The sequence below is a fragment of the Dechloromonas sp. CZR5 genome (genome assembly GCF_008711155.1).
Classification (GTDB): Bacteria; Pseudomonadota; Gammaproteobacteria; order Burkholderiales; family Rhodocyclaceae; genus Azonexus.
Map to the genome: position 1 here is coordinate 576,594 of NZ_VUYQ01000002.1, position 26,150 is coordinate 602,743.

Here is a 26,150-nt window from a genome sequence, read left to right on the forward strand (position 1 = left end):
GGGCTTCCGTGCGCGGTCAAACCGTTGAAAACAGGTAAAATTCGCCCTTTCGCTTTACCGCTATTCGCAGATCGGAATCACCGTGCTCGTCGCCGCCAACATCACCATGCAATTCGGGGTCAAACCCCTGTTCGAGAACGTCAACGTCAAGTTCGGCGAGGGCTATCGCTACGGCCTGATCGGCGCCAACGGGGCGGGCAAGTCGACCTTCATGAAGATCCTCTGCGGCGCGCTCGAGCCGTCGGCCGGCAACGTCTCGAAGGACGTCCATGAGCGCATGGCCTACCTGCGCCAGGACCAGTTCGCCTACGAAGACATGCGCGTGCTCGACGTGGTCATGATGGGCCACGAGGAGCTGTGGGCGGCGATCCAGGAACGCGACACCATCTACGCCAACCCGGAAGCCACCGAAGACGATTACATGCGCGCCGCCGAACTCGAAGGCAAAGTCGGCGAATACGACGGCTACACGGCCGAAGCCCGTGCCGGCGAGCTGCTCCTGGGTGTCGGCATTCCGACTGAACGGCACAACGGCCCGATGAGCGAGGTCGCGCCGGGCTGGAAGCTGCGCGTGCTGCTCTGCCAGGCGCTGTTCGCCAACCCGGACATCCTGCTGCTCGACGAACCGACCAACAACCTGGACATCAATACCATCCGCTGGCTGGAAGACGTGCTCAACAATCGTGATTCGACGATGATCATCATCTCCCACGATCGCCACTTCCTGAACCAGGTCTGTACCCACATGGCCGATCTGGACTACGGCAAGATCACCACCTACGCCGGCAACTACGACGACTTCATGGAAGCCGCGCAGCAGGCCCGCGAACGCCTGTCGCAGGCCAACGCCAAGGCCAAGGAACGCATCGCCGAACTGCAGACCTTCGTCCGCCGCTTCTCGGCCAACGCCTCCAAGGCCAAGCAGGCGACCAGCCGGATGAAGCTGATCGACAAGCTGAAGCCGGAAGACGTCAAGCCGTCCTCCCGCCAGTACCCGTGGATTCGCTTCGAACACGACGACAAGCAGAAGCTGCACCGCCAGGCCGTCGAAATCGAAAACCTGTCCTTCGCCTATCCGGGCAGCGAGCGCAAGATTTTCAACAACCTGACCCTGACCATCAACGGCGGCGAACGCATTGCCGTGATCGGCGAGAACGGCGTCGGCAAGACGACTTTCCTCAAGCTGCTGATGGGTGAGCTGCAGCCGCAGTTCGGTACCTTGAAGTGGGCCGAGAAGGCCAAGCCCGGTTACTACGCGCAGGATCACAGCGCCGAGTTTGCCGGTGGCGAAAGTCTGACCGACTGGATCGTCGGCTACGCCCGTGCTTCGGTCGAAGAGGGCGGCGATCTGGAAACCCTGGTCCGTGGCACCCTGGGCCGCCTGCTCTTCTCCGGCGACGAACAGAAGAAATCGGTCAATGTCATTTCCGGTGGCGAACAAGGCCGCATGCTGTTTGGCAAGCTGATGCTGCAAAAGCCGAATGTGCTGGTGATGGACGAGCCGACCAACCACCTCGACATGGAATCCATCGAAGCGCTGAACTCGGGCCTGGAAAAATTCCCCGGCACCCTGATTTTCGTGTCGCATGACCGGGAATTCGTCTCGTCGCTGGCGACCCGCGTCTTCGAAGTGAAGGGTGACGGTACGATTGTCGATTACCTCGGCGGTTACGAGGATTATCTTTCCTCTCAGGGCGTCGAGTAAGCCCCGGTTGTGCCCTGCGGGGCACCATGTTTGCGCGAGCCGAAGGCAATTGCCTTCGGCTTTTTCATGTGCCGTGCAGGCGCGTCCACACGGCCAGTAGCAGTGCTGCGGCAGCTATCCAGATCACCGTTGCAGCGAGCAGGGTCGAGGTGAGGCTGAGGCGGGGCGCCAGGATATATACCGCGACCAGGTAGGCGGCATAAGGGAGCAGGGCGCACAATCCGAACAAGGCCGTTTCACGCAGCGCCTCCGGGCCGCGTTCCTGTCCGACGAGCGCGTGGGCGATCAGTGCGAAGGTCGGGAACAGCGGTACCAGACCGGCGATATAGAAGTGGCGGCTGCCGGCGAGCAGGGTGATGACCAGAACGGCCAGCGCACCCAGCAGGCTTTTGGCGAAGAGCATCACGGTCGAGATGGGAGAGAGCAAGCGAGGCTGCGAACTGTACGCCCTTTATTGCTTTTGCGGGCAGCCGGTTTCCTTTCGGTCTCTTCCGGCGATAGGCGATCAGCCGGGGCGCTTGGCTGGCGGGTAGTAAGGCAGTAAGGCCTTGGCGGCCTCGACCCGCAGGGCCGGGCTGGCGTTCGGGTCGTTCATGACGGCGAGCAGGAAGCTCTGCGGATCGGCATGCGGGCCATTCAGGCTCAGCTTGCCGTCGGCAGCGGGAGCGCTTTCGTGACGCGGCGTGTCGCTCGCGGACAGTGTTCGGGGGGAGGCCGGTGCGAGCCGGGAAAGGGCGCGTTCGAATTCCTCCGCTTTGATTTCCGAAAAACCGGCCAGCAGTTCGGCCTGCTTGTCCGGGGTCGGTGCCATCTCCAGCCACGGCTCGTCGATGAACAGGCTGCCCATGCCGGGATCGATGAAGGCGCTCCACCGGTCGTCGCCGGCCACTCGTGCCGGCGGCAGTTCAACCGCGTCAACGGCCTCTGCCTCGATGCGATCGGAAGGAAGATCGGCGGCATGGCGGGCGATCAGGCAGGTCAGGAAGGTATTTGCTTGTTCCCGGGAGACGGCTTGAGCCAGCGGAAACCACAGGCAGAAGCCTCGCCCATCGACCGAAACGGGGGGAGCGGGGAGTTCCAGATCGTCCTGGGTGGCGTGAAAAATGATGGCCACCCGTTCCCAGTCGCCGGGGCGGCGGAAAGCAAGCCGGAGCAGACGATGCCCTCGCGGTGCCTCCGGACTGCCCCCCGGGGTCCCATCGGCCGATACCGGCTTGCCCGGCAGGCCGAAGAGGCGGTGTCGCTCGGCATTGAGTTTGTTCATGATGATCGGTGTCGTTTCAGGGCGATGGCAAGGGGGGAAGTGTCGCAAATCGGCGGAGCCGTTGCACGCTTATCGATTTGCAATGCTTTCGAGGCGGTAGCCGAGGCCACGGACAGTGTGAATCAGCGGATCGTGGCTCGCATGGTCGATTTTGGCCCGCAGGCGGCGGATGTAGACGTCCACGACATTGGTCAGCGGGTCCTCGCTGACGCCCCAGACGTTGGCAAGGATGCGTTCACGGCTGAACAGCCGGCCCGGGGCGCTCATCATCAGTTCGAGCAGTGCGAGTTCCTTCGCTGTCAGCTGCAGTATGCTGCCGCCGCGCGTGGCCTGCATGCGTTCGCGGTCGAACACCAGGTCGGCTACCTGCAGGCGGTTGGGCGTCGTGCGCTGGACATCCCTGCCGCGTCGGGCCAGCGACTCCAGGCGGGCCAGCAGTTCTTCGAAATCGAAGGGTTTGGGCAGGTAGTCATCCGCACCCAGGCGCAAACCGGCGACACGGTCTTCCACGGCCCCGAGCGCGGAGAGAATGAGGATGGGCAGGGCCACACCTTCGGCGCGCAGGGTCTGGCATATCTCCAGCCCGCTGGTTCCGGGGAGCATCAGGTCGAGCACGATGACGGCGGATTGCCTTTCCGTGGCGCATTCCCGCGCCAGTCTGCGCGCCGAACTCAGGCCGCTGATGCCGTCACCGGCCGTTTCCACGCGATGTCCTTCCGCCCGCAAGCCACGGCCGAGAAAATCGGCGATACGCGGATCGTCCTCGATGACCAGGATGTTCATGCAAGCTCTCCTTCGAGCATCTCTTGTTGCGCAACGGGGAGACTCAGCATGGCACGCGTACCGCTGGCGCCGCTCTCCAGTATCAAGCTGCCGCCGTGCGCCTGGGCCAGCGCCTGGGCGATGCTGAGGCCGAGCCCGCTGCCCTCGGTACTGTGCAGGCGGGCCTGCGTGCCCCGGAAATGCCGGTCGAATACATGGGGCAGTTCTTCCCGCGGAATGCCGATGCCCTCATCTTCAATGGTCAGCAGCACACGGGCCGGATGGTGCGCCTCGCGTTCCTGGGTCAGCACCTCGACCCGGACACGGCCGCCGGTGCTGGAGTAGCGCGTTGCGTTGTCGAGCAGGATGCCCAGGAGCTGGCGCAGCCGCAGCGGGTCGCCTTGCACCACATGACCACCCGTCATGCGGGGCGGGCCGATCAGGCTGACGCCTTGTTGTTCGGCCAGCGGGCCGGCCTGGATAACGGCTTCGGTAGCCAGTTCGTCGATATCGACGGGTATGCGGCGCAGCGACAGGGAGTCGATGTCGTTGCGGGCCATGCTGAGTAGATCGTCGATGACCGAGCCGAGCTGGCGTGCGGTGTCGACGATACGAGCCAGCGCCTGACGGTATTCGATGGCCGGCTTATCCACGCCGCGCAAGGTGATTTCCGCTTCGCCGCGGATGACCGTGGTCGGTGTGCGCAGTTCGTGGCTGATATCGGCAAACAGCCGTCGCCGCCGACTATCCGCCTCGCGCAGCGCGGTCAGGGCATCGGCCAGTTCACCGGTCCGCGCCGCTACCTGTTCTTCCAGCTGCTGGCGCTGGGCGGATTCGCGTTGCCGGTGCTCCTCGAGTTCGGCAGCCAGCGCGTTGACGCTGCGCGCCACTTCGGAAAACTCGTCGTTTCCCGAGAGCGGGATGCGATGGCTCAGCTTTCCCGCCTGCAGGGCATCGGCCCCTTCGCTGAGCAGTTGCAGCGGCCGCCTCAGTTCGCGGCCGAAGTAGAAGAGGGCGATCAAGGTCACGATACCCAGCGCACCGGCGACGCCGAGCCATAACCAGCGCACGACCGCCAGACGGGCATCCGCCGCGGCGCGTTCGCGCTGGACGGCAGCCGATTCGCGGGCAATGTTCTCGGCCACCAGTCGGCGCACGTCATAGCCGTCGGCGACGTCGAATACCCGCGAATGGGCAGCCCAGGCGGACCGCCAGTCGGTGTTGTTGACCAGCGGCCTGGCTTCGTCGACCGACTTGATCAAGGCGGTGACGCTACGTTCCAGGACCGCCAGCGCTTCGGCGCGCCGCAGGTGTTCTTCGCGGGCTTCGACGCTGCCGTCGAGCTGTATCGCCTGTTCGACCAGCACTTTCAGGCGCTGGACCGTCCCCTGCATCGCCGTCTCGAGTTCGTCGCGCTGGGCAAGGTCGGCCTGCGTGCCCTGCTGCATCTGGGCGACCCAGGTACGCAGCCGCTGTTTCTGGGCGGATAGCTGAATGAAGCTGGTTGCAATGTCGCTGGCCACGCGGCCGCGCACAACCTGATGTTCGATGGCGACCAGCGACATGGCGGCGAGCAGGGCGGCGAGGACGATGACTGCGGCAATCAGGCCGAGAACGAAGGTAAGGCGGAGTCGAAACATCGGTCTATTCTCCGTATCGGTTGCGGCGCACACAATCGTTCATCTGGCGTTCATCAAGGCGATCTGTATTTCTCATCTTTCGCTCAGGCTGGATTCAACTGCAACGTTTGAAATAGAGGGGTCGGCATGCGGTGTCATGCCTGTTGAAGCAACCGTAACCCCCAAAGGAGTTTGCAACATGAAGCGTACGTCAATTGCCATCGCGATGCTCTGTTTCGGTGGCGCCGCCCTGGCCCAATCCCAGACTATCGTCGTCAATCAGGCCATCACCCAGGCCGAAGTGCAAGCCGCCCAGCAGGGCTGGTGCCAGGCGCTGCTCGACATTGGCGCCACTTATGCCAAGTCCGGCCAACCTGCCGCCAAGGCCCTTGCCGAGAAGGTGATCGACAGCGCCTATGGCTACCAGATGGGCGCCGTGCTGTTCAAGCCGACGCTGACGGTGAATCCGCAGACCTTCCGTCCGACACGGGCCGGTGCCTTGTCCTATTTCGTTGGCGGCGATCCGGCATTCCCGAAGGATAGCGGTTTCGCGCTCAAGGGGTGGACCAAGTGCGAAGTGGCCAACAACGCCATTTTCATTGCCGGCAACAGCGCCACGACCATGGGCAAGGTCAGCTTCACCGGCAAGGAAGGCAAGGTCACCACGGTCGACAAGACCTGGAAATTCGTCAAGGACGACGCCGGCAGCTTGCGCATCGTCGTGCATCACTCGTCGCTGGAATACGCCGGCAGCTGAGTCGGGGAGTGACCGTCAGGTCGGGCAAGGTGCCCGCCTTGACGGGCTTTGCTCAATCCGGGCCGGACTGTCTATTGCGGCGTACCGCGGGCTGCCAGCGTGCGGATGATCGTGACGCAATCGACATCCGACTGGTGGTAGGCCGATTTGACGTAGTCGATGTAGGCGCGATCTTCCGAGTTCGGGGTGTTGCCGAAACTGGTGGCATAGGCGAAGCGCAGGAAGAGGGCATCCGGCTCCGGTTCCTCGATGGAAATGGTCAGGCTGCCGCCGGCGTGCTGCTCGCTGGGCAGGATGTCGAAGCGAACCCACTGCCGTTCCAGCAGGGTGACCCGGTCATGGATGACCGCCGCGCCGAAGTCGAGCTTGCGCAGCAGGTGGTCGGCATGGCGTTCGACGATGGTGCAGCTTTCCAGCCCGGGCAGGAAAGGAACGGCATCGTCGACGCGGTGGAGCAGGCCCTGCCAGAGCTGGTCGCGGCTGAGCGGGGCAATCAGCGGATTCTGCAGGTCGTTGATCTGGATGAGATGTTCGAAATTCATGGCCCGATGTTAGCATTCCAGCCATGCAACTCGAACGACTCCTCCAGAAACACGGCTTTGGCACGCGCAAGGGATGCCGGGCGCTGATCCGCAACGAACGCGTCGCCGTCAATGGCGAAATCTGCGACGATCCCTTTGCCGATATTCCGACCGAAGGCCTGGTCTTTTCGGTCGATGGGGTCGATTGGCCCTACGCGGAATTTGCCTGCCTGATGCTCAACAAGCCGGCCGGCTACGAATGCTCGCGCAAGCCGCAGCATCATCCATCGGTGCTTGAATTGCTGCCGGTTCAGCTGCGCGAACGCGAGGTCCAGCCGATCGGCCGTCTCGACGAGGATACGACCGGCCTGCTGCTGATCACCGACGACGGGCAATTGAACCACCAGCTGTCGTCGGCCAGGCGCAAGGTGCCGAAGGTCTATCTGGCGACCACGAAGCATCCGCTGGATCAGGCGCAGATCGACCAACTGCTCGCCGGCGTCCTGCTCAATGACGAACCGGAGCCGATTGCCGCTGCCGGAGCCGAAATCGCCGGGGAAAACCTGTTGCGCCTGACCGTTACCGAAGGCAAATACCATCAGGTCAAGCGCATGGTTGCCGCCGCCGGCAACCGGGTCGAAGCCCTGCATCGTGCGGCGGTCGGCGAGCTGACCCTGCCGGCCGACCTCAAGCCCGGCGAATGGCGCTGGCTGTCGGCCGACGACCTGAAAAAACTGGGATACGTGAAATGACCCTGACCGAAATGCGCTATGTCGTTGCCCTGGCGCGCGAGCGCCATTTCGGTCGGGCTGCGGATGCCTGCCATGTCAGCCAGCCGACTCTGTCGGTCGCGCTCAAGAAGGTCGAGGGTCAGATTGGCGCTCCCTTGTTCGAGCGCGGCGCCAACGATGTCCGCATCACGCCGCTGGGCGAGCGCATTGTCGCCCAGGCGCGCCGGGTGCTCGACGAGGCGGTCAAACTGGAAGAGATCGCCGAAGCCACCGGCGATCCGATGAGCGGGCAACTGCGTGTCGGCATTATCTACACCATCGCGCCCTACCTGCTGCCGCAACTGATTCCGGCCCTGAACAAACAGGCACCCAAGATGCCGCTGTTCCTCAAGGAAGACTTTACGGGCAACCTGATTCCCGCGCTCAAGGCCGGCGAACTCGACGTCATCGTCATTGCGCTGCCGTTCAGTGAACCCGGTCTGGTTGCCCAGCCGGTTTACGACGAACCTTTCCGCGTCGTCGTTCCGGCCAGCCACTCCTGGGCCTCGCACAGCGAGGTCAATGGCGACGAACTGGACGGCCAGAATCTGCTGCTGCTTGGCCAGGGGAACTGTTTCCGCGACCAGGTCCTGGAATCCTGCCCGCGCCTGAGTGCGCCGGATGCCCTCGAACATTCGCTCGAAGGCAGCTCGCTTGAAACCATCCGTTACATGGTCGCCAGCGGCGCCGGTGTGGCCGTCATGCCCAGCACCGCAGCCGATCCGCTGATGACCAAGGAGCCGCTGGTCAAGGTGTTGCCCTTTGCCGGGGTACAACCCAAACGTACCGTCGGACTCGTCTGGCGCGTGACTTTCCCCCGCCCGCAAGCCATCGACGCAGTGCGCGCGGCTTTGCTCTCCTGCACGCTTCCCGGAGCCACCGCAACGCGCTGAAGTTCCACGTGGAACCGGGGGGCCATGTTGTGCTGCGTGCACAAAAAAGGGCCGGCTTGGTGGCCGGCCCGGCACTGGCGACTTGAACCGCCTAGGCGGAATTACTTCTTCATGCCGTCCTTGGCCATACCATCTTTAGCCATACCGTCCTTGTGCATGCCGTCCTTGGCCATACCGTCTTTAGCCATGCCATCCTTGGCCATGCCGTCTTTCTTCATGCCGTCCTTGTGCATGGCTTCCTTCTTCATGCCATCCTTGGCCATGGCATCCTTCTTCATTTCATCAGCATGCACGGAGGCAACACCGAGGGACAGGGCGGCGGCAGCGATCAGGGAAAACAGTTTCATTTCAAGCTCCTTGTATCAATAAGAAAAAACAAACACACGACAAAAAATCATAAACCGGCGAACCAGTTGTAGCCCTGGTCCTCCCAATAACCGCCGGGGTATTCGTTCGTCACGAAAATCGCCCGGACATGCTTCGGGTTCTTGAAGCCCAGCTTGGTCGGCACCCGGATCTTCAGCGGGAAACCGTTCGGCGCGGGCAAAACATCGCCATCCTGGCGGAAGGCCATCAGCGTCTGCGGGTGCAGGGCCGTTGCCATGTCGATGCTGGTGTAATAGTCGTCGGCGCACTTGAAGCCGACGTAACGGGCCGAGGTGTCGGCGCCGACCCGTTCCAGGAAATGACGGAGCGGCGCGCCGGTCCATTGGCCGACGGCGCTCCAGCCCTCGACGCAGATATGGCGCGTCGTCTGCGTGACTTGCGGCAGTGCGTACAACTCGGCCAGGCTCCACGGCTTGCGGTCGCGGATGAGACCGGCCAGTTCGAGACTGAAATCCGCCGCCGAAACAGCCGGAATACCGTCCTCGTCGTAGAAGGCGTTGAACGGGAAGGGACGGACGATGGCAGAAGCCGGGTATTCCTCGACCAGACGCTTGGGGTCGAACAGCTTGGCCTGCACCGTATCGTTCCACGAGGAAATCTTGCGCAGGGCATTCTCGATGCCTGCCTCGTCGGTCACGTTGCAGCCGGCGAGCAGCGACAGGGCACCCATCGACAGGCCCTGGCGCAGGAAGAGACGGCGTTCCAGGCTGGCTATTTCGCGATTGCGCAGGGTGGCGAAACGTTCGCCCATCTTGAGTTTGATCATTGCGGGCTCCTGACCGTCGGCAAACGGCCGATCAACATGGCGAGCAGCGTCCTGGGCACGAGCACGACCATCAGGACATGGACGGCGGTAACGGCCAGGGTCAGCGCCATGGCGACGAAATGCACGACACGCGCCGTGTCGAAACCGCCGAACAATTGGACCAGCGGCGCCAGTTGCACTGGTTTCCAGATTGCCAGCCCGGACAGGGCGAGCAGGACGATGCCGAGGATGAGTGCAATATAGGCGGCGCGTTGCGCAGCGTTGTAGACTGACAGGTCGTCGTGCGCCAGGCGACCGCTCAGGGCGGCGCGGATGTCGGCCCAGACGGCGGCCGGCGACACCGGCCACAGCTTGCGGCGGAAATGGCCGCTGAGGAAACTGTGGCCGAGATACAGCAGGCCGTTGAGCGCGAGCAGCCACATGGCGGCGAAGTGCCAGAGCAGCGCACCGCCCAGCCACCCACCCAGGGTCAGTTCGTTGGGCAGGCGGAAAGCGAAGACGGGCGAGGCGTTATAGATTTTCCAGCCGCTGAGCAGCAGGATCAGGAAGGCCAGCGCATTGACCCAGTGCGTGAGGCGGACGATCCTGCCGTGTATCGTCGGCGCGGCGGGCAGGCGCCCGGTGCGGGAATCGGACATGGTCGGCACCTCCTGCTTCATGACTGGCTCGCGCACAGCGGCAAGGACAGGGCTTGCAACACGTCACGGCTGCGAGGGTTCTGCACGAAGGCGACGATGCCCAGGTCGGATGCGGCGGCTCCCTCGGGAAGTGCGAGGCGTACCGTCTCGTTCAAAACCTGCCCGGATGCGAGGATTTTCGGACCGATCCATTCGCGCACCACGTAATCGTGGCGCAGGGTGGCTCCCTGGTTTTCGCCGGCCCGCACCGATGTCGTCAAGCCGTTCTGGTAAAGCGCGACATACACCGCAGCGGCGTCCTGTCCCGGCTTCAGGCGTACTTCGAGGCGTACCGACAGGCTGCGTCCCTCCGTCTTTTGCGAGGTCAGTGACACGTCGGCGCCGGCCGGCTTGCGCGCGGCCTCCTGTAAAGCGGCATCCAGGTCGGACGAGGGCTTGGCCGAACGCCAGCTCCGGCCCTGGACAAAGAACTGCGGGGTATAGACAACGGTATTGCCGGCGGCAGCCACCTGTTCCTGCTGGCGGGCCGAAAACAGCGGCTTGGCGAAGGCATCCTTCCAGCCAATGTAATCCCAGTAGTCGACGTGCAGCGCCAGCGGCACCACGCGGCCGGCCCAATCGGCGCGCTGGCGCGCAGCGCTCAGCCAGCGGTCGGCGGGCGGGCAACTGCTGCACCCTTCCGACGTATACAGTTCCAGCAGCGCGACGCGATGTTCGGGGCTATGCGCCGTGCAGGCCGGTGCTGCCGCAATGGCTGCCGATGCGGCACCGAATGCCAGGCTGCCAAGCAAGCTGTGTCGTAAACCCCGTTTCATGGTCTTGAACCTTTCGTCGTATCGGGCGATGCACCCTCGTGGCACATGCCTGTACACGCTTAGTCGCCGCATCGCCGTTTTTCTTACACGGCTGGATATATTTTTTTAGGGGCGTAGCCGATCGGGTGATGGCTGGTTTCCGGGCGAGATGCCGGAAATGCTTGAAGAAACGATGGTATGAGGTGCGAAATGCTTGTCTTGACCGGAAACAGGCAGAACATCACGCGCGCAGAGCGTACGGGCATACGGCGGTTCGAACCGCCGATAAGCACCGGTCAAGGAGGGGGATTGCAGGAAATACCGAGGTTGACGAGGCGCCTTCCGGCATCCGCGTCAATTGCTTCCTGCTATTTGCTCAGCCGAGCCGTTCAGCTTTCCGCTTCAGCCTTCTTTTTGGCAGGCGCCTTGGGCTTGGCGACCTTCTTCTCGAATTCGAAGCCGACCTTGCCACCCTGGGCGACGAGATAGGCCGAGAATTTACGGCGCGTGCGGTTGGAGACGAACTCCTTTAGCAGGTCGGTCTTGCCGTCAGCCAGCAGCTTCTTCATCTGCACTGCATCGATCGGCTGCTGCAGGATGATCTTGCCGGAACGGAAATCGCAGGTCTTGCTTGCCCCAACCGCTTTTTCGCAGACGTAGTTATTGCCGTTGTCGTAGACCCCGGACGCACATTTCGGGCACTTGCCCAAGGCTTCCTGGCCTGAGAAATCGACGGCTTCGGCTTCGCCATCCTCGCCCGCCTTGTCCTGGCCGAAATCGAATTCCGGTTGCAGGTCGTCGTTGAGCTTGATGGCGGCGGCGAAGCTGCGGCCCATCTTGTTGCGGAAACCGGTCAGCGGGCCGACCTGTTTTTCGGTGAGCAGGGTTTCGATCTCGGCCGGTTCGTACTGGCGGCCGGCAACGATTTTCCACAGCGCGTAGTCGCAACTGCCGCACTGGAATTTCTTGTAGGTCTCGCGAATCTGGCCGCCGCACTTGGGGCAGGGGGCGGACAGCACGCCGAAGTCGCCGGGGATGGTGTCGGCCTCGTATTGCTTGGCGCGCTCGACCATGTGGCGGGTCATTTCGGCGATTTCGCGCATGAATTCGTCGCGCGTGAATTCGCCCTTCTCGATGCGGCCGAGTTTCCATTCCCAGTCGCCGGTCAGTTCCGGCTGGGTCAGTTCGTTGATGCCGAGGCCGTTGAGCAGGGTCATCAGCGAGAAGGCCTTGGCGGTCGGGATCAACTCGCGGCCTTCGCGGTGCATGTATTGCTCGCCGAGCAGGTTTTCGATGATCTGCGCACGGGTGGCCGGCGTACCGAGGCCACGGCCGGCCATCGCCGCCTTCAGTTCCTCGTCGTCGACCATCTTGCCGGCACCTTCCATGGCCGACAGCAGGGTGGCTTCCGAATAACGCGGCGGCGGCTTGGTGGCATTGGCCTTGACGGTGACTTCGTCGGTCTTGACCTTTTCCTTGGGCTCGACGGCGACCAGATTGCCTTCGTCGCCCTCCTGGCCTTCCTTGCCGTGGACGGCGAGCCAGCCCGGATTGACCAGCACCTTGCCCTCGGTCTTGAAGGGGTAGCCTTCGACGCGGGTGATGCGGGTGGTGACCAGGTATTCGGCGGCCGGGAAGAAGACGGACAGGAAGCGGCGGACGACGAAGTCGTACAGCTTCTGTTCCATCTCGTTCAGGCTCTTCGGCGCCTGCGGCGTCGGGATGATGGCGAAGTGGTCGCTGATCTTGGCGTTGTTGAAGATGCGCTTGTTGGGCAGCACCCAGTTGCGTGCCAGAATCTGGTGGGCGAACGGTGAATAGCGGGCGAGCAGCACTTCGTCGTGGCCCTTGCCGGCGCCCTGGCCGGTCAGCACGGCGAGCGTTTCCTTGACCGTCGGCAGGTAGTCTTCCGGCAGGCAGCGCGAATCGGTACGCGGGTAGGTCAGCACCTTGTGCTTTTCGTACAGCGCCTGGGCCAGCGACAGCGTGGTCTTGGCCGAGAAGCCGAAGCGGGCGTTGGCTTCGCGCTGCAGCGTGGTCAGGTCGAACAGGCCGGGCGACAGGCGGGTTTCCGGCTTGGATTCCTCGCTCACCTCGCCGGGCTTGCCCTGCGTGGCGGCACGGATGGCTTCGGCACGGGCGACTTCCCACAGGCGGTCGGCTCGGGCATGTTCGTCGTCGTTCTTGCCTTTGTAGGCTTCGTCGAACCACTTGCCCTTGTAGCTGCCGGCCTTGGCGCTGAAGTCAGCTTCGACTTCCCAGTAGTCGCGCGGCTTGAATTCGCGGATCTTCTTTTCACGCTCGACGACGATGGCCAGCGTCGGCGTTTGGACGCGGCCGACGGTGGTCAGGTGGAAACCGCCGGTTTTCGAGTTGAAGGCGGTCATCGCCCGGGTGCCGTTGATGCCGACCAGCCAGTCGGATTCGGAGCGGCAGACGGCGGCGTCGCCGAGGCCTTCCATTTCGCGGCCTGGGCGCAGACGGGAGAAGCCATCGCGGATGGCGCCCTGGGTCATCGACTGCAGCCACAGGCGCTGGACCGGCTTGCCGGACTTGGCGTTCTGGGCGATGTAATTGAAGATCAGCTCGCCTTCCCGTCCGGCGTCACAGGCGTTGACCAGGGCATCGACATCCTTGCGCTTGATCAGCTTGTTGAGCACCTTGAGGCGCGATTCGGTCTTCTCGATCGGCTTCAGGGCGAAGTGCGGCGGGATGACCGGCAGGTGGGCAAAGGACCACTTGCCGCGCTTGACCTCGAACTCTTCGGGGCAGGCCAGTTCCAGCAGGTGACCGACGGCCGACGAGAGCACGTACTCTTCGCTTTCGAAGTAGTCGTCGTGTTTGGTAAAGCCGCCCAGCGCGCGCGCGATGTCGGCGGCGACAGAAGGTTTTTCGGCAATGATCAGCTTTTTGGACATGGTTTGACCTGTTGGAATGCCGGGGCATGATAAGTGCCCCGCAAGCGGCTTGGCAAGCCGTCTCTATATATGAGGCTACTGGGCGAGGCGCTGGTAACGGTTGCCCGGAAGAGGGGCCACCAGGCCGCCGAGTTCTAGCGTCAGCAACTCCGGCAGCAGGGTATCGGCACTCTGTCCGGTGCGCTCGACGAGTTCGTCGAGGCTGCAGGGGGCGTGGCCCAGGGCAGTCAGGAGGGGCGATGCATTGGTTGGCGGTGCGCTCGCCGCCGGTGCGCGTGACGAAGGCAGGAAATCTTGGCCAAGCTCTTCCAGGACGTCGCTGGCCGTTTCCACCAGCTTGGCACCCTGCTTGATCAGCTTGTGGCAACCGCGGGCGACGGGCGAATGAATGGAGCCGGGGATGGCGAAGACTTCACGGCCCTGTTCGGCAGCTAGGCGGGCGGTGATTAGCGAGCCGCTGTCGGGCGCCGCTTCGACGACGAGAACGCCGCGCGCCAGTCCGGAAATGATCCGGTTGCGGCGCGGAAAATTGTAGGCAACGGCAGGTGTGCCAAGCGGGAATTCGGAAACGATAGCGCCGCGTTCGGCAATGGTGAGCGCCAGGTCCTTGTTGCGGGCGGGGTAGATGCGGTCGGCACCGGTGCCGATGACGGCGACCGTATCGCCGTTGGCGGCCAGTGCGCCCCGGTGGGCGGCCGCATCGATACCGAGTGCCAGTCCGCTGACGATGCACAAGCTGCGTGCTGCCAGGTGGCGGGCAAAGTTTTCGGCCGTCTGGGCGCCTTGCGGTGTGGCATTGCGGCTACCGACCATGGCAAGTCCGCGCCTGTTCAGCAGGTCGGGATTGCCGCGTACGTAAAGGAGGCTCGGCGGGTCGGCGATTTCGAGCAGGGCCGGCGGGTAGCCTGGGTCGGCCAGGGTCAGGATGGTTTGTCCCGGCTGGCCGGCCCATTCGAGACTGCGTGCAATGGCATCCGCGGGATCGGTATCGAACAACAGGTCGGCGCGGTCGCCGACGACGTGGCGTGCCTCCAGACGGCCGGCCGCGAAAATGGCTTGGGGTAAACCGAAAGCGGCGAGAAGCTTTCTTTGCGTCTCGCCGCCGATGCCGGGGATCAGGGTCAGCCGCAGCCAGGCGGCCAGGGCGTTGGTATCGCTCACGGATTCCTGACCGCGTCCCCGACGATTACCGATTTGGATGATTCGATGACCAGGGCATAACAAACGCCGTTGAAGACACGGAAGACGAAAGCCAGGCCATAGCGTTCTTCTGGTACCGGCGTTTCCGTACGAAGCCCTGTTTCATCGATGTCTACCGAGATACGCTTGCGGTAGAGGGCGACGACATGACCAATTTCCATGCCATTAGCTTTTCCGGTGTTCAGGGCGATGATCGAATTGGCCCCTCCTTCCTTCAGACCGCCGTAGATGCCGAGAACCTTGGCAGCGACTGGCTGATCTGGATGATGTGGCACGTAGGAAATGATCTGAGGTTCCGGCGCAGCGACCAGACGATCACCACGGGCGATTTCTTCCTTGGAGAGGCTGACGCGCAGCAGCGCGGGAGTGCCGGGCTTGACCAGCCGTGCATTGCCGAGAAAGAAAGCTTCGTAGGCCAGAACTTTACCGGTATCCGGATCCTTCAGCGGCTTGCCCTTGCGGAAAATATGCCATTTCTCGACAGAAGCATTCGGGATGCCTGATGCGTAGAAGGTGTCACCAGTACCGAGCAGCATACGGTCTTCCTGCATGGCCGTGATCGTGACGCCGGTTTTCAGTTCACTGTCCTCAATGATCAGGGGCTGCGAAATGAAGGGTTCGATGGCGCCCGGAGGAATGCTGGGAATTGCTTTCTGGACCGGCGCGCTATGCACGCTCGGCTGCAGCTTGCCGGAGCCGCCGGCGGCATCGCCGACCCGTTTGCCGAGCTTGAGGCGGGGCGAGCCGCTGGACATGTCGAGCATGACGACATCGCCCGGATAGATCAGGTGCGGATTCTTGATCTGATCCTTGTTCATCTGCCAGATTTCCGGCCAGCGCCAGGGTTGTTTCAGGAACTTGCCTGAGATGTCCCACAAGGTGTCCCCTTTGACGACGACGTGGCGGTCCGGCGGGTTGTCGACGAGCTGCAGCGGATCGGCGGCGGATGCGCAGACGGCCGTTACGGCCAAGATGAGCGCGGATATAATGCGAACCATAGTCGTAACCTCTCGTGCCGGTGGAACGCAATGCCACCGAAGCGGTCTCAGTAGCGTCAAGCGATTTTGCGTTTTCTTACCTCGGAATTGCTTTAGATTCTGCACGTAATAACCTAAGCGAGCAAGCTTTTATTCCATTTTTGACATGGCTCTTCTACCCATTTTGCGTTTCCCCGATCCGCGCCTGAAAAAGGTGGCTCAACCCGTTGCCAAAATCGATGACGGCATTCGAAAACTGGCGGCGGACATGGCAGAGACCATGTACGAAGCACCCGGTATCGGTCTGGCGGCAACACAGGTGGATGTGCACCAGCGCCTGGTGGTGATCGATACCTCGGAGGAGAAGAACGATCTGCTGGTCTTCATCAATCCGACGCTGTCGCGTTGCGAGGGAGAACAGGTTGGCGAAGAGGGCTGCCTGTCGGTTCCCGGCATCTACGACAAGGTCGAGCGTGCCGAACGGGTGACCATCAAGTACCAGGATCTCGACGGCAAGGTGCAGACCATGGAAGCCGAAGGCCTGCTGGCCGTTTGCATCCAGCACGAGATTGACCATCTGAACGGTATTGTCTTCGTCGATCACTTGTCCCAGCTCAAGCAGGGGCGCATCAAGAGCAAGCTGGCCAAGCAGGCGCGCGTCACCGCATGAAAGTGATCTTTGCCGGAACGCCGGAATTCGCGGCACAAGCGCTGTCGGCCATCGTCGCCGCAGGCCACGACGTGGCGCTGGTGCTGACCCAGCCCGACCGGCCGGCCGGTCGCGGCATGAGCCTGCAACCGTCTGCTGTCAAGAAAGTGGCGCAGGAACGGGGTATCGAGGTCTTTCAGCCGCTGACATTGAAGGATGCCGAGGCGCAGGCCAGGATTGCCGCCATCGGTGCCGAGGCGATGGTCGTTGCTGCCTACGGCCTGATTCTGCCGCAGGCGGTGCTCGACATGCCGCGTTTCGGTTGCCTCAACATCCACGCTTCGTTGCTGCCCCGCTGGCGCGGTGCGGCGCCGATCCAGCGTGCATTGCTGGCCGGCGACGCGGAAACCGGCGTCTGCATCATGCAGATGGAGGCCGGGCTGGATACCGGCCCGGTGCTGTTGCGCGGGGCTTTCCCAATCGAGGACACGGACACCGCGGCCACGCTGCATGATCGTCTGGCCGCGCTGGGAGCGAGGCTGTGTGTCGAGGCGCTGGGCAAGCTGCCGCTGCCGGCCGCGCCGCAACCTACCGAAGGTGTGACCTACGCGCACAAGATCGAGAAGGTGGAGGCGCAGATCGACTGGACCAGGCCGGCGGCCGAACTGGATCGCCATATCCGTGCCTTCAACCCGTTTCCGGGGGCGCAAGCCGTGTTTTCCGGGCAGACGGTCAAGCTGTGGCAGGCCCGGCCGGTGGCGGGCAGTGGTCGGGCGGGCTGCATACTGTCGGTAGACAAGCGGGAGGTGGTCGTTGCCTGCGGCGAGGGTGCCCTGGCGGTGAGCGAATTGCAGAAGGCCGGCGGCAAGCGCCTGCCGGTGCAGCAATTCCTGGCCGGACATCCGCTCAAGGAGGGCGACCGCTTCGACCTGCCCGCTTGATATTTTGTCCGGCGGCTATAGTTAACCGTCCGGACCAATCGTTTTGCGGAGGTAACGCCATGTTCAACTGGGTCAAGACAGCCATGTTGATGGCCGCCATCATGGCTTTGTTCGGCATCGTCGGCGGCATGATCGGCGGTCGGTCGGGCATGTTGCTGGCGCTGGTCTTCGGCGGTGCGATGAACCTGTTTTCCTACTGGTTTTCGGACAGCATGGTGCTGAAGATGTACAACGCCCGGCAGGTCGATGAGACCAGCGCGCCGCAGTTTTACACCATGGTGCGTGAACTGGCGCACAAGGCCGGATTGCCGATGCCCAAGGTGTACATCATCGACGAAGCGCAGCCGAATGCTTTTGCAACCGGGCGCAATCCGGAACATGCGGCGGTGGCGGCGACGACCGGCATCATCCAGTTGCTGTCGGCGCGCGAATTGCGCGGTGTGATGGCGCATGAACTGGCCCACGTCCAACACCGCGACATCCTGATCTCGACCGTTTCGGCGACCATGGCCGGCGCGATTTCCGCACTGGCCAACTTTGCCATGTTCTTCGGCGGACGTGACGAGAACGGTCGTTCGGTCAATCCGCTGGTCGGCATTCTGGTGGCGATCCTGGCGCCTCTGGCTGCCAGCCTGATCCAGATGGCCATCTCGCGGGCTCGCGAATTCGAGGCCGATCGCGGGGGCGCCGACATCAGCGGCGATCCGCATGCGCTGGCCGATGCGCTGGGCAAGATCCAGATGTATGCCGAAGGCCGCATTCCCATGGGGCCGGCCGAGGCGCATCCGGAAACCGCGCAGATGATGATCATGAACCCGCTGTCGGCTGGCGGTCTGCGCGGCCTGTTCTCGACCCATCCGGCAACCGAAGAGCGCATCGCCCGGCTGCGCGCGATGCGCTGAAGCGAAGGACCTTCAGGCCGTTGCCAGGCGCGGTGGCGGGAGGGTTCCGACAACAGCGAGGCTGGGTTTCTCGCCTGCCTTCTGGTGGCGCAGCGTCAGATAGCGCAGGCAAGTGACGCGCAGGAAGGAGGCGAAATTCTCGACCTCGCCGCGGAATTCCTCGATTTCGTCATAGAGCTTGGCGATCAACTGGTTGGTCGTCATGCCCTCGTTGCCGGCCAGCTCGGCAAGGATGTCCCAGAACAGGTTTTCCAGCCGAATTTTGGTGACGAAACCGTGGATGCGCAACGAGCGGGCCCGGGATTCGTAGAGCATCGGGTCGGCTTTGACGTAAATCTCGCACATGGGATGGCTCCAGCTGGGCAGGCGGGTTGCCTGCCCCTTCAGATTATCAAAGTGTGATCTGCGTGCCGAGCAGAACCAGGAATTTGGCCAGCCAGTCCGGATGTGCCGGCCAGGCTGGCGCGGTGACCAGATTGCCATCCACGTGGGCCTGGTCGACGGGAATGTCGGCATAGCGGCCGCCGGCGGCCCGCACTTCGGGCGCGCAAGCCGGATAGGCGCTGCATGAACGTCCGTTCAACACCTCGGCAGCGCTCAGCAACTGTGCGCCGTGGCAGATCGCGGCAATCGGTTTCTGCGTGCCGGCGAAATGCCGGATCATCGCCAGCACCTCGGGGTTGAGGCGCAGATATTCCGGTGCGCGACCGCCGGGGATGACCAGGGCGTCGTATTCCTCGACCTTGATCGCAGCAAAGTCGGCATTCAGGGTGAAATTGTGACCGGGCTTTTCGCTGTAGGTCTGGTCGCCTTCGAAATCGTGCACCGCCGTGCGGACCTGATCGCCGGCCTTCTTGCCGGGACAGGCGGCGTGCACGGTGTGCCCCAGCATCAACAGGGCCTGGAAGGGCACCATGGTTTCGTAATCTTCGGTGTAGTCACCGGTCAGCATCAGAATTTTCTTGGCAGCCATGTTTGTCTCCATTTTGGTTGTCGGCGCCGGCAAAATCGCTGGCGACGTGCAACGCATTGTGGAGATATTCGCTGCCTATCGGGTAGCAGCCGGCTGCTACGGGATCGCGAGTTGGCCGCGGCTAACCGCATGGCGTTCGATGCGGGCCGGCTCGAAGCGGGCGAGGAGCTCGGCGAACAGGGTCTGTGCACGCCCGCTGTTGTCGCCGCTGAAGTTGCAGACATACAGGTCCAGCGTGACGGCGCCGATTTCCGGCCAGGTATGAATCGCCAGGTGCGACTCGGCCAGGACGACCGTGCCGGTCACGCCTGCCGCTTGCCCCGTCGCGTCGCGAAATGCATGGAACAGCCGGCCGACGACTGTCAGACCATGGTGTTGGCAGGCGTCCACGCAATAGATTTCCAGGCCCGGGGCATCGAGCAGTCGCGATGGGTCGCAGCGGCAGTCGTGCAGGTCGGCGATCAGGTGCAATCCGTTCATGACGTGATTCTATGGCGTTCCACGTGAAACGGCATGGCCAAAGAGGGTGTCGAGCAGGCGACCGAGTCGATGGCCCGCCTCGACGATGCGTCGGTTGGCCGTGTCGCGGCTGCGCCGATGGAAGTCATCGTCGATGATGGGAAGCAGGCTGCCGGCTGTGCTCGGATAGGCCGTGACGAGCAGGCGGTGGCTTTCGTCGCGCCAGGCGGCGATGCTTGCCTGTGCCGGCGGGGGGTACTGGTCGAGCAGGTGGCGGGCCTTGTCGTCCAGCCGTTTGCCGCGCAGCCACGAAGGACCGGGCAGGTCGTCCCAATAGAGATGCAGGCTGCTGAAAGGCAGCCTCTGGTTGTGGGGATTCTCGATCTCGACCAGATTGCCGCCTTCGTCGCCATGGCGGCCGACATGCAGGGGCTGGTGGATGTCGGCAACCAGATGCAGTAGCCAGGGCAGGGCGTAGGTCATCTGCTCGGGGGGACGACCAGATTTCAATTGCCGGATCAACTGCTCGATCCGGGTATCCAGTTCGCCTTGGCGGACCTTGCCGTCGGCATCGAGGTCGCCGTAATGCCAGCGCTTGTGGCGGGCCGTGTCGGACAGGCCGGGCAGCAGCGGTGTCGGCGGATCGCGCTCTTCGTCATGGAAGCGCGGGTCGTTGCGGATGTCGTCCGGCCAGGTTGACGCTTCGGCAAACAGTGCGGCGGGGTCGGACGAGCGCGCCTTGTCGATCCAGCGGCCGTGGTCGGCATGGCGGGCGAGGATGGTACTGACGGCTTCACGGGCCGGCGGCGAGAGCTGTTGCCAGGCAATGGCCGCGACCAGTCGATGCCCGGCGGCATTCCAGGCCAGGGCGGGCTGGGTGAGGCAAAGGAAAAGCAGAACCGGAAGGAAAGGGCGCATTGGTCCATTATGCCGCGTGCGATAATCACAGCCTATGTCCAGATTGCCGTTCTCTTCACTCGCCTACGCCCTGCTGCAGGCCGCCCGTATCGATGCTGCCGTTTTCGCCGGGCAGAGCCTGGCCGACGGCCTGCTCGGCCGGGTCGATCCGGTCGCCCGACCGGCCGTGCAGGATCTCGTCTATGGCAGCCTGCGCGCCTACGGTCGGGGCGATTACTTCCTGTCCCGCCTGCTCGAGCGACCGCTGGCGGCTGACGAAATCCGGGCCTTGCTGCTGGTTTCGCTCTACCGCATCGAGACGCGGCCGGAGGCGGTGCATACCGTGGTCGATCAGGCGGTTTTCGCAGCCGGCGAGCTGGTCGGTGGCAAATTCCGCGGCCTGGTCAACGGCGTGCTGCGCAATTTCCTGCGTCAGCAGGCGGAGCTTACGGCCGCCGCCGCCCATGACCCGCTGGCTTCGGCGCAGCATCCCGACTGGTGGCTGGCCCAATTGCAAGCGGCTTATCCGGATGCCTGGCAGCGCATCGTGGCGGCCGGCAATGCACCGCCGCCCATGGGCTTGCGGGTCAATGTCCGGCTGACGACGCGCGACGCTTATCTGGCGCGCCTGAAGGCAGCCGGTATCGACGCATTGCCGGTTGGCGAAAGCGCTCTGGCGCTTGCCCGGCCGGTAGCGGTCGAGGCGCTGCCCGGCTTTGCCGAAGGCGCCGTCTCGGTACAGGACCCGGGGGCCCAGCTAGCTGCCGTCCTGCTTGATCCGGCGCCGGGCAGCCGTGTTCTTGACGCTTGTGCCGCGCCGGGCGGCAAGACGGCGCATCTGTTGGAACGGACCGATGTGGACTTGCTGGCGCTCGATCTGAAAGCCGCGCGCTGCCGCCGTATCGAAGAAAATCTGGCCCGTCTGCAACTGCGGGCCGAGGTCGCGGTGGCCGATTGTGCCAAGCTGAATACCTGGTGGGACGGCCGGCCCTTCGATGCCGTACTCGCCGACGTGCCCTGTACGGCCAGCGGCGTGGTGCGCCGCAATCCGGATGCCAAGTGGTTGCGCCGGGAGGAGGATATCGCCAGCTTCGCCAGGGCACAGGCCCGGATACTGGATGCCCTGTGGCAGGTCGTCCGTCCGGGAGGTAAACTGCTTTACGCAACCTGCTCGGTGTTTCCGGACGAAAACGGCGAGCAGATCAGTCGTTTCATCGAACGCCAGCCGCAGGCCATGCGCTGCAAAGAGGAACAGTTACTACCGACTGCCGACCACGATGGTTTCTTCTACTGCCTGCTTGAAAAGCGTGCCTGATTCCTTGCGAACAAGCCTCCGCCGCCTGCTTGGGGCGGTGTGCCGCCTTGGCGGATGGTTGTTCGCGGCAGCCTTGCTGCCGGCCGTGGTCTGGGCGGCGGAAATCGAGGTCGCCAATCCGCAGTTGCAGGCGACCGAGGACGGCTATGTGGTGTCGGCCGATTTCAAGTTCGAGTTGAATCCGCGCCTCGAGGAGGCGGTGACCAAAGGAGTTGTACTGCATCTGGTTGCCGATTTCGAACTGACCAAGGCGCGCTGGTACTGGCTCGATGAAAAGCTGGTGACGCGCAGTCAGACATATCGCCTTTCCTACCACGCGCTGACCCGGCAATACCGCTTGTCCACCGGCGGTCTGCACCAGTCCTTCAGCACCTTGTCGGAAGCCGTGCAGGTCCTTGCCCGCTTGCGCAACTGGGTGGTCGTCGAACGCGGGGAAAAGAGCGTTCGTCCGGGGGAAAGCTATGAAGCGGCATTGCGCCTGCGCCTCGATATGACGCAGTTGCCGCGCCCGTTCCAGATCACGGCGCTGGGCAATCGGGACTGGAGCCTGGCTTCCGACTGGAAGACCTGGCAGACGACACCGGCGCCCTTGCCGGCACCGGAGGCGAAATGAAGCGTTTCGTCGCCGCCGGCGGGGCTTTCGCGGCAGCAATCGGGGGCATCCTGTGGTTCCTGCTGTTGATGTCGACTGCGGCCGATACGGTGATTTTTTCGCGCAACTATCCGCTGCTGATCGCGCTCAACGTGATTCTGGCACTGGGCATGGTCGGCCTGGTCGGCTGGCAGTTGCGTACCTTGTGGCGGGACTACCAGGCCCAGGTTTTCGGAGCCCGCCTGAAACTGCGACTGATGCTGATGTTCGGCGTCATCGCGGTGTTGCCCGGCGCGCTGGTTTACGGCGTTTCAGTCCAGTTCGTGACCCGCTCCATCGAAAGCTGGTTCGACGTACGAGTCGAGAAGGCGCTCGAATCCGGCCTGCATTTGGGGCGCTCGGCGCTGGATTCACTGCTTGCCGACATCGTCGACAAAGGCCGCAGCATGGCCAGCGAATTGTCCGACATCCAGGAAGCCTCGCGCCGTTCGGCCCTGTTGCGCCTGCGCGAGGAAAAAGGCGTGCAGACGGCTGCCCTGTTTTCGGTCGGCGGCCAGCTGCTGTCCAGCGCGACCAGCGAGCTGTCCTCCCTGATGCCGGAACTGCCCAGTCAGGCCCAGCTCAAGCAGGCGCGGAATTCCCGCTCGATCGGCACCGTCGAGGGCGACGACGGCAAGCTTTTCCTGCGCGTTCTGGTCCCGGTTTCGGCGCGCGACATGTTCGAGGAGCCGCGCATCCTGCAACTGACGCAGCCGGTCCCGGCGGCCCTGGCCCACGATGCCGATGCGGTGCAGGGGGTGTATCGCGACTATCAGGAATTGCAGTTGGCGCGCGACGGCCTGACCCGCATCTATGCATTGACGCTGACGCTGACCGTGCTGGTCGCCCTGTTCGGTGCCTTTGCACTGGCCTACCTGATGGCGCGCCGGCTGGCAGCACCGCTGCATATCCTGGCTGAAGGGACGCAAGCCGTGGCACAGGGCGACTTCTCGCCGCGCCAGGCGATTTACAGCGGCGATGAGCTCGGCGTGCTGACCCAGTCGTTCAATCGCATGACGCGACAGCTCGACGATGCGCGCCGCGAGACCGAGCGCCACCGGGCGGAACTGGAATCGGCACGCGGCTACCTCGAATCGATCCTCGCCAACCTGTCCACCGGGGTACTGGTTTTCGACCGCCGCTTCGTGCTGCGCACGGTGAACGAGGGGGCGCTGACCATCCTGAACGACGACTTCGATGGCCTGGTCAGCGTTGCCGTCGAGGTGTGGCCGCGCCAGCAGGTACTTGGCAGCTTCATCCGCGAACAATTTGCGGCGACCGGTGAGCCGGAGTGGCAGGCCCAGCTCGAACTGGAGCGGCCAAACGGCATGCCGCAGGTGCTGTTGCTGCGTGGTTCGCGCTTGCCGGAGGCGAGCGGTGGCGGCGACGTGGTCGTATTCGACGATGTGACCCGGCTGATCGCCGCCCAGCGCAGCGCCGCCTGGGGCGAGGTGGCGCGCCGTCTGGCGCACGAGATCAAGAACCCGCTGACGCCGATCCAGTTGTCGGCCGAACGCCTGCAGTTCAAACTCGCCGACAAGCTGACCAACGGCGACGCCGACATGCTGGCGCGCGGCACGCAGACGATCATCAACCAGGTTCAGGCCATGAAGCGCATGGTCGACGATTTCCGCGATTACGCCCGCCTGCCGGCTCCGGAAGTGGCGCCGCTCGATCTCAACGCGTTGATCCGCGAAGTGCTGGGCCTCTACGAAAGCTCGTCGGCGACCATCGAAACCGACCTGGCAGCCGATCTCGGCAGCATCCTGGGGGATGCCACGCAGCTGCGGCAGATCATCCACAACCTGCTGCGCAATGCCGAGGATGCGCTGGAAGGACTCGAGGGTACGCGCATCGTCCTGCGTACCGAACGGGGCCTTCGCCATGCACGCCTGTCGATTGCCGACAATGGCCCGGGCTTTCCGGTCGAGCTGTTGCCGCGCATCTTCGAACCCTATGTCACTACCAAGGCCCGGGGAACCGGCCTCGGCTTGCCCATCGTCAGGAAGATCGTCGACGAACACCAGGGCAGCATCGAAATCAGCAATGCACCGGAGGGCGGCGCGCGGATCGACATCCGCCTGCCCCTGGTGAAAGAGGAGGAAGCCAAAAATGGCCATCATTCTGGTCGTTGACGACGAAGTAGGTATTCGCGAGTTGCTCTCGGAAATCCTGATCGACGAAGGTTACGACGTTCGGTTGGCGGAAAACGCGACGGCGGCGCGGCAGATTCGCAACGATCTGCGTCCGGATCTCGTCCTGCTCGATATCTGGATGCCGGATACGGATGGTATTTCCCTGCTCAAGGAATGGCATGCCGCCGGGCATCTCAACATGCCGGTGGTCATGATGTCGGGGCACGGCACCATCGATACCGCGGTCGAGGCCACGCGCTTCGGTGCCTTCGATTTCCTCGAGAAACCGATTGCCCTGCAGAAGCTGCTGTCCACCGTGCAGAAGGCGCTCAAGCACGACAAGCCGCCGGCCCGGCCGGCCCTGACGCTGGAATCCTTCACGCGCTCGGCCTTCGTCAAGGAATTCAAGCGGCGCCTCGAGCAGGCGGCGGCCAAGTCGCCGGCCCTGTTGATCAAGGGGGCCAATGGCGGCATGGCGGAAATCTGTGCGCGGACCCTGCAGTTGCCGCGTGCGCCATGGCTCGACCTGAGCGAGGTGAGCAGCGCGCTGACGCAGGAAATGCTTGAAAAAATTACCGGCGGCATCCTCTTCGTGCCGAATCTGGCCGTGCTGGGCAAGATGCAGCAGATGAACCTTGCCTTTGCCATGGAGCGTCTGGAGAAACTGAACCTGCAGTTGGTCGCCGCAACGGTCGCGCCACTGTCGACGCTGGCCGAGGCCGGCTGGGACGGCAAGCTGCTGTCGCGGATCGGCGAGGTCTGGGTGGCCATGCCGTCGCTGGCGGGCCACGGCGATGAGCTGCCGGAGATCGCCGGTCTGCTGCTGACCAATTTTGTCGAACGCGGCGAAGTGCCGTTGCGCCGTTTTTCCACCGCCGCCCTGAACACGTTGCGCTCGCTGCCGTGGAAGCGCCAGCCGGATTCGAGCTGGAGCGATCTCTACGTGCTGGTGCGCAACCTGGCCCTGACCTCGCTCGACGAGGAAATCAGCGCCGACGACGTGCTGCGCGTGATGCCCCAGGACACTGGGGAGCGTCCGGAAATCCAGTCGCTGCTGCCGCTTTTCGATCAGCCGCTACGCGAAGCGCGGGACGCCTTCGAGAAGTTGTATTTCGAGCACCATCTGCGCCTTGAAGGCGGGAATATGACGAAGTTGGCCGAGCGTTCGGGGCTGGAGCGCACCCACTTGTATCGCAAGCTCAAGCAACTGGACGTCAAACTCGGCAAGCGGGGCGAAGAATAGCGAAGAACAGGGCAGGCCGCACCGGGCAATCGGG

27 protein-coding genes are annotated in these 26,150 nt (G+C 63.5%); 11 read left to right on the forward strand and 16 right to left on the reverse strand.

Annotated elements, in window-relative coordinates; all coding sequences use genetic code 11:
- Nucleotides 1–82 precede the first annotated feature (82 nt).
- Nucleotides 83–1,705, forward strand: coding sequence for an ABC-F family ATPase (locus F1002_RS07890; protein WP_150428462.1), 1,623 nt, complete (start codon nt 83–85; stop codon nt 1,703–1,705).
- A gap of 64 nt (nt 1,706–1,769) precedes the next feature.
- Here the strand turns inward: F1002_RS07890 and F1002_RS07895 are convergent, their stop codons facing one another.
- The 4 genes from F1002_RS07895 to F1002_RS07910 all read right to left on the reverse strand — a co-directional run bounded on the left by F1002_RS07895 (nt 1,770) and on the right by F1002_RS07910 (nt 5,371).
- A complete protein-coding gene (locus F1002_RS07895; protein WP_223879500.1) occupies nt 1,770–2,132 on the reverse strand; it encodes a GlpM family protein in 363 nt (120 codons plus the stop codon).
- Between the two features lie 78 nt (nt 2,133–2,210).
- On the reverse strand, nt 2,211–2,969 hold the full coding sequence (locus tag F1002_RS07900; protein WP_150428463.1) for a hypothetical protein: 759 nt from the start codon (nt 2,967–2,969) through the stop codon (nt 2,211–2,213).
- A 69-nt stretch (nt 2,970–3,038) separates the two neighbouring features.
- On the reverse strand, nt 3,039–3,752 hold the full coding sequence (locus F1002_RS07905; protein ID WP_150428464.1) for a response regulator transcription factor: 714 nt from the start codon (nt 3,750–3,752) through the stop codon (nt 3,039–3,041).
- Nucleotides 3,749–5,371 (reverse strand): cell wall metabolism sensor histidine kinase WalK, encoded by a 1,623-nt coding sequence (locus F1002_RS07910; RefSeq protein ID WP_150428465.1) that lies wholly within the window; start codon nt 5,369–5,371, stop codon nt 3,749–3,751. Before F1002_RS07910 ends, F1002_RS07905 begins: the two co-directional genes overlap by 4 nt.
- Before the next feature lie 178 nt (nt 5,372–5,549).
- On the opposite strand from F1002_RS07910, the gene F1002_RS07915 reads away from it, so the two are divergent.
- Entirely contained in the window at nt 5,550–6,107 is a 558-nt protein-coding gene (locus F1002_RS07915) for a hypothetical protein (protein ID WP_150428466.1), read from the forward strand.
- A gap of 71 nt (nt 6,108–6,178) precedes the next feature.
- Here F1002_RS07915 and F1002_RS07920 read toward each other — a convergent pair whose 3' ends face one another.
- Entirely contained in the window at nt 6,179–6,649 is a 471-nt protein-coding gene (locus tag F1002_RS07920; protein ID WP_150428467.1) for an SRPBCC family protein, read from the reverse strand.
- Nucleotides 6,650–6,672: 23 nt separating this feature from the next.
- On the opposite strand from F1002_RS07920, the gene F1002_RS07925 reads away from it, so the two are divergent.
- On the forward strand, nt 6,673–7,380 hold the full coding sequence (locus F1002_RS07925) for a pseudouridine synthase (RefSeq protein ID WP_150428468.1): 708 nt from the start codon (nt 6,673–6,675) through the stop codon (nt 7,378–7,380).
- Nucleotides 7,377–8,291 carry a hydrogen peroxide-inducible genes activator gene (locus F1002_RS07930; RefSeq protein ID WP_150428469.1) on the forward strand — a complete coding sequence of 305 codons (915 nt, stop codon included), beginning with the start codon at nt 7,377–7,379 and terminating at the stop codon, nt 8,289–8,291. Before F1002_RS07925 ends, F1002_RS07930 begins: the two co-directional genes overlap by 4 nt.
- Before the next feature lie 101 nt (nt 8,292–8,392).
- Here the strand turns inward: F1002_RS07930 and F1002_RS07935 are convergent, their stop codons facing one another.
- The 7 genes from F1002_RS07935 to F1002_RS07965 form a co-directional block, all read right to left on the reverse strand.
- Nucleotides 8,393–8,638 (reverse strand): pentapeptide MXKDX repeat protein, encoded by a 246-nt coding sequence (locus F1002_RS07935; RefSeq protein WP_150428470.1) that lies wholly within the window; start codon nt 8,636–8,638, stop codon nt 8,393–8,395.
- A gap of 47 nt (nt 8,639–8,685) precedes the next feature.
- Entirely contained in the window at nt 8,686–9,444 is a 759-nt protein-coding gene (locus F1002_RS07940) for a molybdopterin-dependent oxidoreductase (protein WP_223879501.1), read from the reverse strand.
- Nucleotides 9,441–10,082, reverse strand: a complete 642-nt coding sequence (locus F1002_RS07945; RefSeq protein WP_223879502.1) for a cytochrome b/b6 domain-containing protein — start codon at nt 10,080–10,082, stop codon at nt 9,441–9,443. The genes F1002_RS07940 and F1002_RS07945 overlap by 4 nt, the downstream gene beginning before the upstream one ends.
- A gap of 17 nt (nt 10,083–10,099) precedes the next feature.
- Nucleotides 10,100–10,897, reverse strand: a complete 798-nt coding sequence (locus tag F1002_RS07950) for a thioredoxin family protein (protein ID WP_150428472.1) — start codon at nt 10,895–10,897, stop codon at nt 10,100–10,102.
- 368 nt (nt 10,898–11,265) lie between these two features.
- The gene (locus F1002_RS07955; RefSeq protein WP_150428473.1) at nt 11,266–13,794 is read right to left on the reverse strand and encodes a DNA topoisomerase III; all 2,529 of its coding nucleotides are present in this window, start codon (nt 13,792–13,794) and stop codon (nt 11,266–11,268) included.
- A gap of 75 nt (nt 13,795–13,869) precedes the next feature.
- Nucleotides 13,870–14,955: a DNA-processing protein DprA gene (gene dprA / locus F1002_RS07960; protein ID WP_150428474.1), complete on the reverse strand. Its 1,086-nt coding sequence runs from the start codon at nt 14,953–14,955 to the stop codon at nt 13,870–13,872.
- Entirely contained in the window at nt 14,952–15,992 is a 1,041-nt protein-coding gene (locus F1002_RS07965; protein WP_150428475.1) for a LysM peptidoglycan-binding domain-containing protein, read from the reverse strand. The genes dprA and F1002_RS07965 overlap by 4 nt, the downstream gene beginning before the upstream one ends.
- A gap of 145 nt (nt 15,993–16,137) precedes the next feature.
- On the opposite strand from F1002_RS07965, the gene def reads away from it, so the two are divergent.
- Genes def through htpX form a run of 3 tightly spaced genes read left to right on the forward strand, consistent with a single transcriptional unit; the run spans nt 16,138 to nt 18,463 of the window.
- A complete protein-coding gene (gene def, locus F1002_RS07970) occupies nt 16,138–16,641 on the forward strand; it encodes a peptide deformylase (protein ID WP_150428476.1) in 504 nt (167 codons plus the stop codon).
- Entirely contained in the window at nt 16,638–17,561 is a 924-nt protein-coding gene (gene fmt / locus F1002_RS07975) for a methionyl-tRNA formyltransferase (RefSeq protein ID WP_150428477.1), read from the forward strand. The genes def and fmt overlap by 4 nt, the downstream gene beginning before the upstream one ends.
- A 59-nt stretch (nt 17,562–17,620) precedes the next feature.
- On the forward strand, nt 17,621–18,463 hold the full coding sequence (gene htpX, locus F1002_RS07980) for a zinc metalloprotease HtpX (RefSeq protein ID WP_150428478.1): 843 nt from the start codon (nt 17,621–17,623) through the stop codon (nt 18,461–18,463).
- A gap of 12 nt (nt 18,464–18,475) precedes the next feature.
- Here the strand turns inward: htpX and F1002_RS07985 are convergent, their stop codons facing one another.
- From F1002_RS07985 to F1002_RS08000, 4 genes are all read right to left on the reverse strand, one after another.
- Entirely contained in the window at nt 18,476–18,808 is a 333-nt protein-coding gene (locus tag F1002_RS07985; protein WP_150428479.1) for a ribbon-helix-helix domain-containing protein, read from the reverse strand.
- A gap of 46 nt (nt 18,809–18,854) precedes the next feature.
- Nucleotides 18,855–19,436: a DJ-1/PfpI family protein gene (locus F1002_RS07990; protein ID WP_150428480.1), complete on the reverse strand. Its 582-nt coding sequence runs from the start codon at nt 19,434–19,436 to the stop codon at nt 18,855–18,857.
- Between the two features lie 96 nt (nt 19,437–19,532).
- Entirely contained in the window at nt 19,533–19,916 is a 384-nt protein-coding gene (gene speD / locus F1002_RS07995; RefSeq protein ID WP_150428481.1) for an adenosylmethionine decarboxylase, read from the reverse strand.
- Between the two features lie 9 nt (nt 19,917–19,925).
- Nucleotides 19,926–20,813 carry a S1/P1 nuclease gene (locus F1002_RS08000; protein ID WP_150428482.1) on the reverse strand — a complete coding sequence of 296 codons (888 nt, stop codon included), beginning with the start codon at nt 20,811–20,813 and terminating at the stop codon, nt 19,926–19,928.
- Nucleotides 20,814–20,847: 34 nt separating this feature from the next.
- Between F1002_RS08000 and rsmB the strand changes: the two genes are divergently transcribed.
- Genes rsmB through F1002_RS08020 form a run of 4 tightly spaced genes read left to right on the forward strand, consistent with a single transcriptional unit; the run spans nt 20,848 to nt 26,116 of the window.
- Nucleotides 20,848–22,107: a 16S rRNA (cytosine(967)-C(5))-methyltransferase RsmB gene (rsmB, locus tag F1002_RS08005; protein WP_150428483.1), complete on the forward strand. Its 1,260-nt coding sequence runs from the start codon at nt 20,848–20,850 to the stop codon at nt 22,105–22,107.
- Between the two features lie 4 nt (nt 22,108–22,111).
- A complete protein-coding gene (locus F1002_RS08010; protein WP_223879503.1) occupies nt 22,112–22,720 on the forward strand; it encodes a DUF4390 domain-containing protein in 609 nt (202 codons plus the stop codon).
- Nucleotides 22,717–24,873 (forward strand): ATP-binding protein, encoded by a 2,157-nt coding sequence (locus F1002_RS08015; RefSeq protein WP_150428485.1) that lies wholly within the window; start codon nt 22,717–22,719, stop codon nt 24,871–24,873. Before F1002_RS08010 ends, F1002_RS08015 begins: the two co-directional genes overlap by 4 nt.
- On the forward strand, nt 24,851–26,116 hold the full coding sequence (locus F1002_RS08020; protein ID WP_150428486.1) for a sigma-54 dependent transcriptional regulator: 1,266 nt from the start codon (nt 24,851–24,853) through the stop codon (nt 26,114–26,116). Before F1002_RS08015 ends, F1002_RS08020 begins: the two co-directional genes overlap by 23 nt.
- The last annotated feature ends 34 nt before the right edge of the window (nt 26,117–26,150 follow it).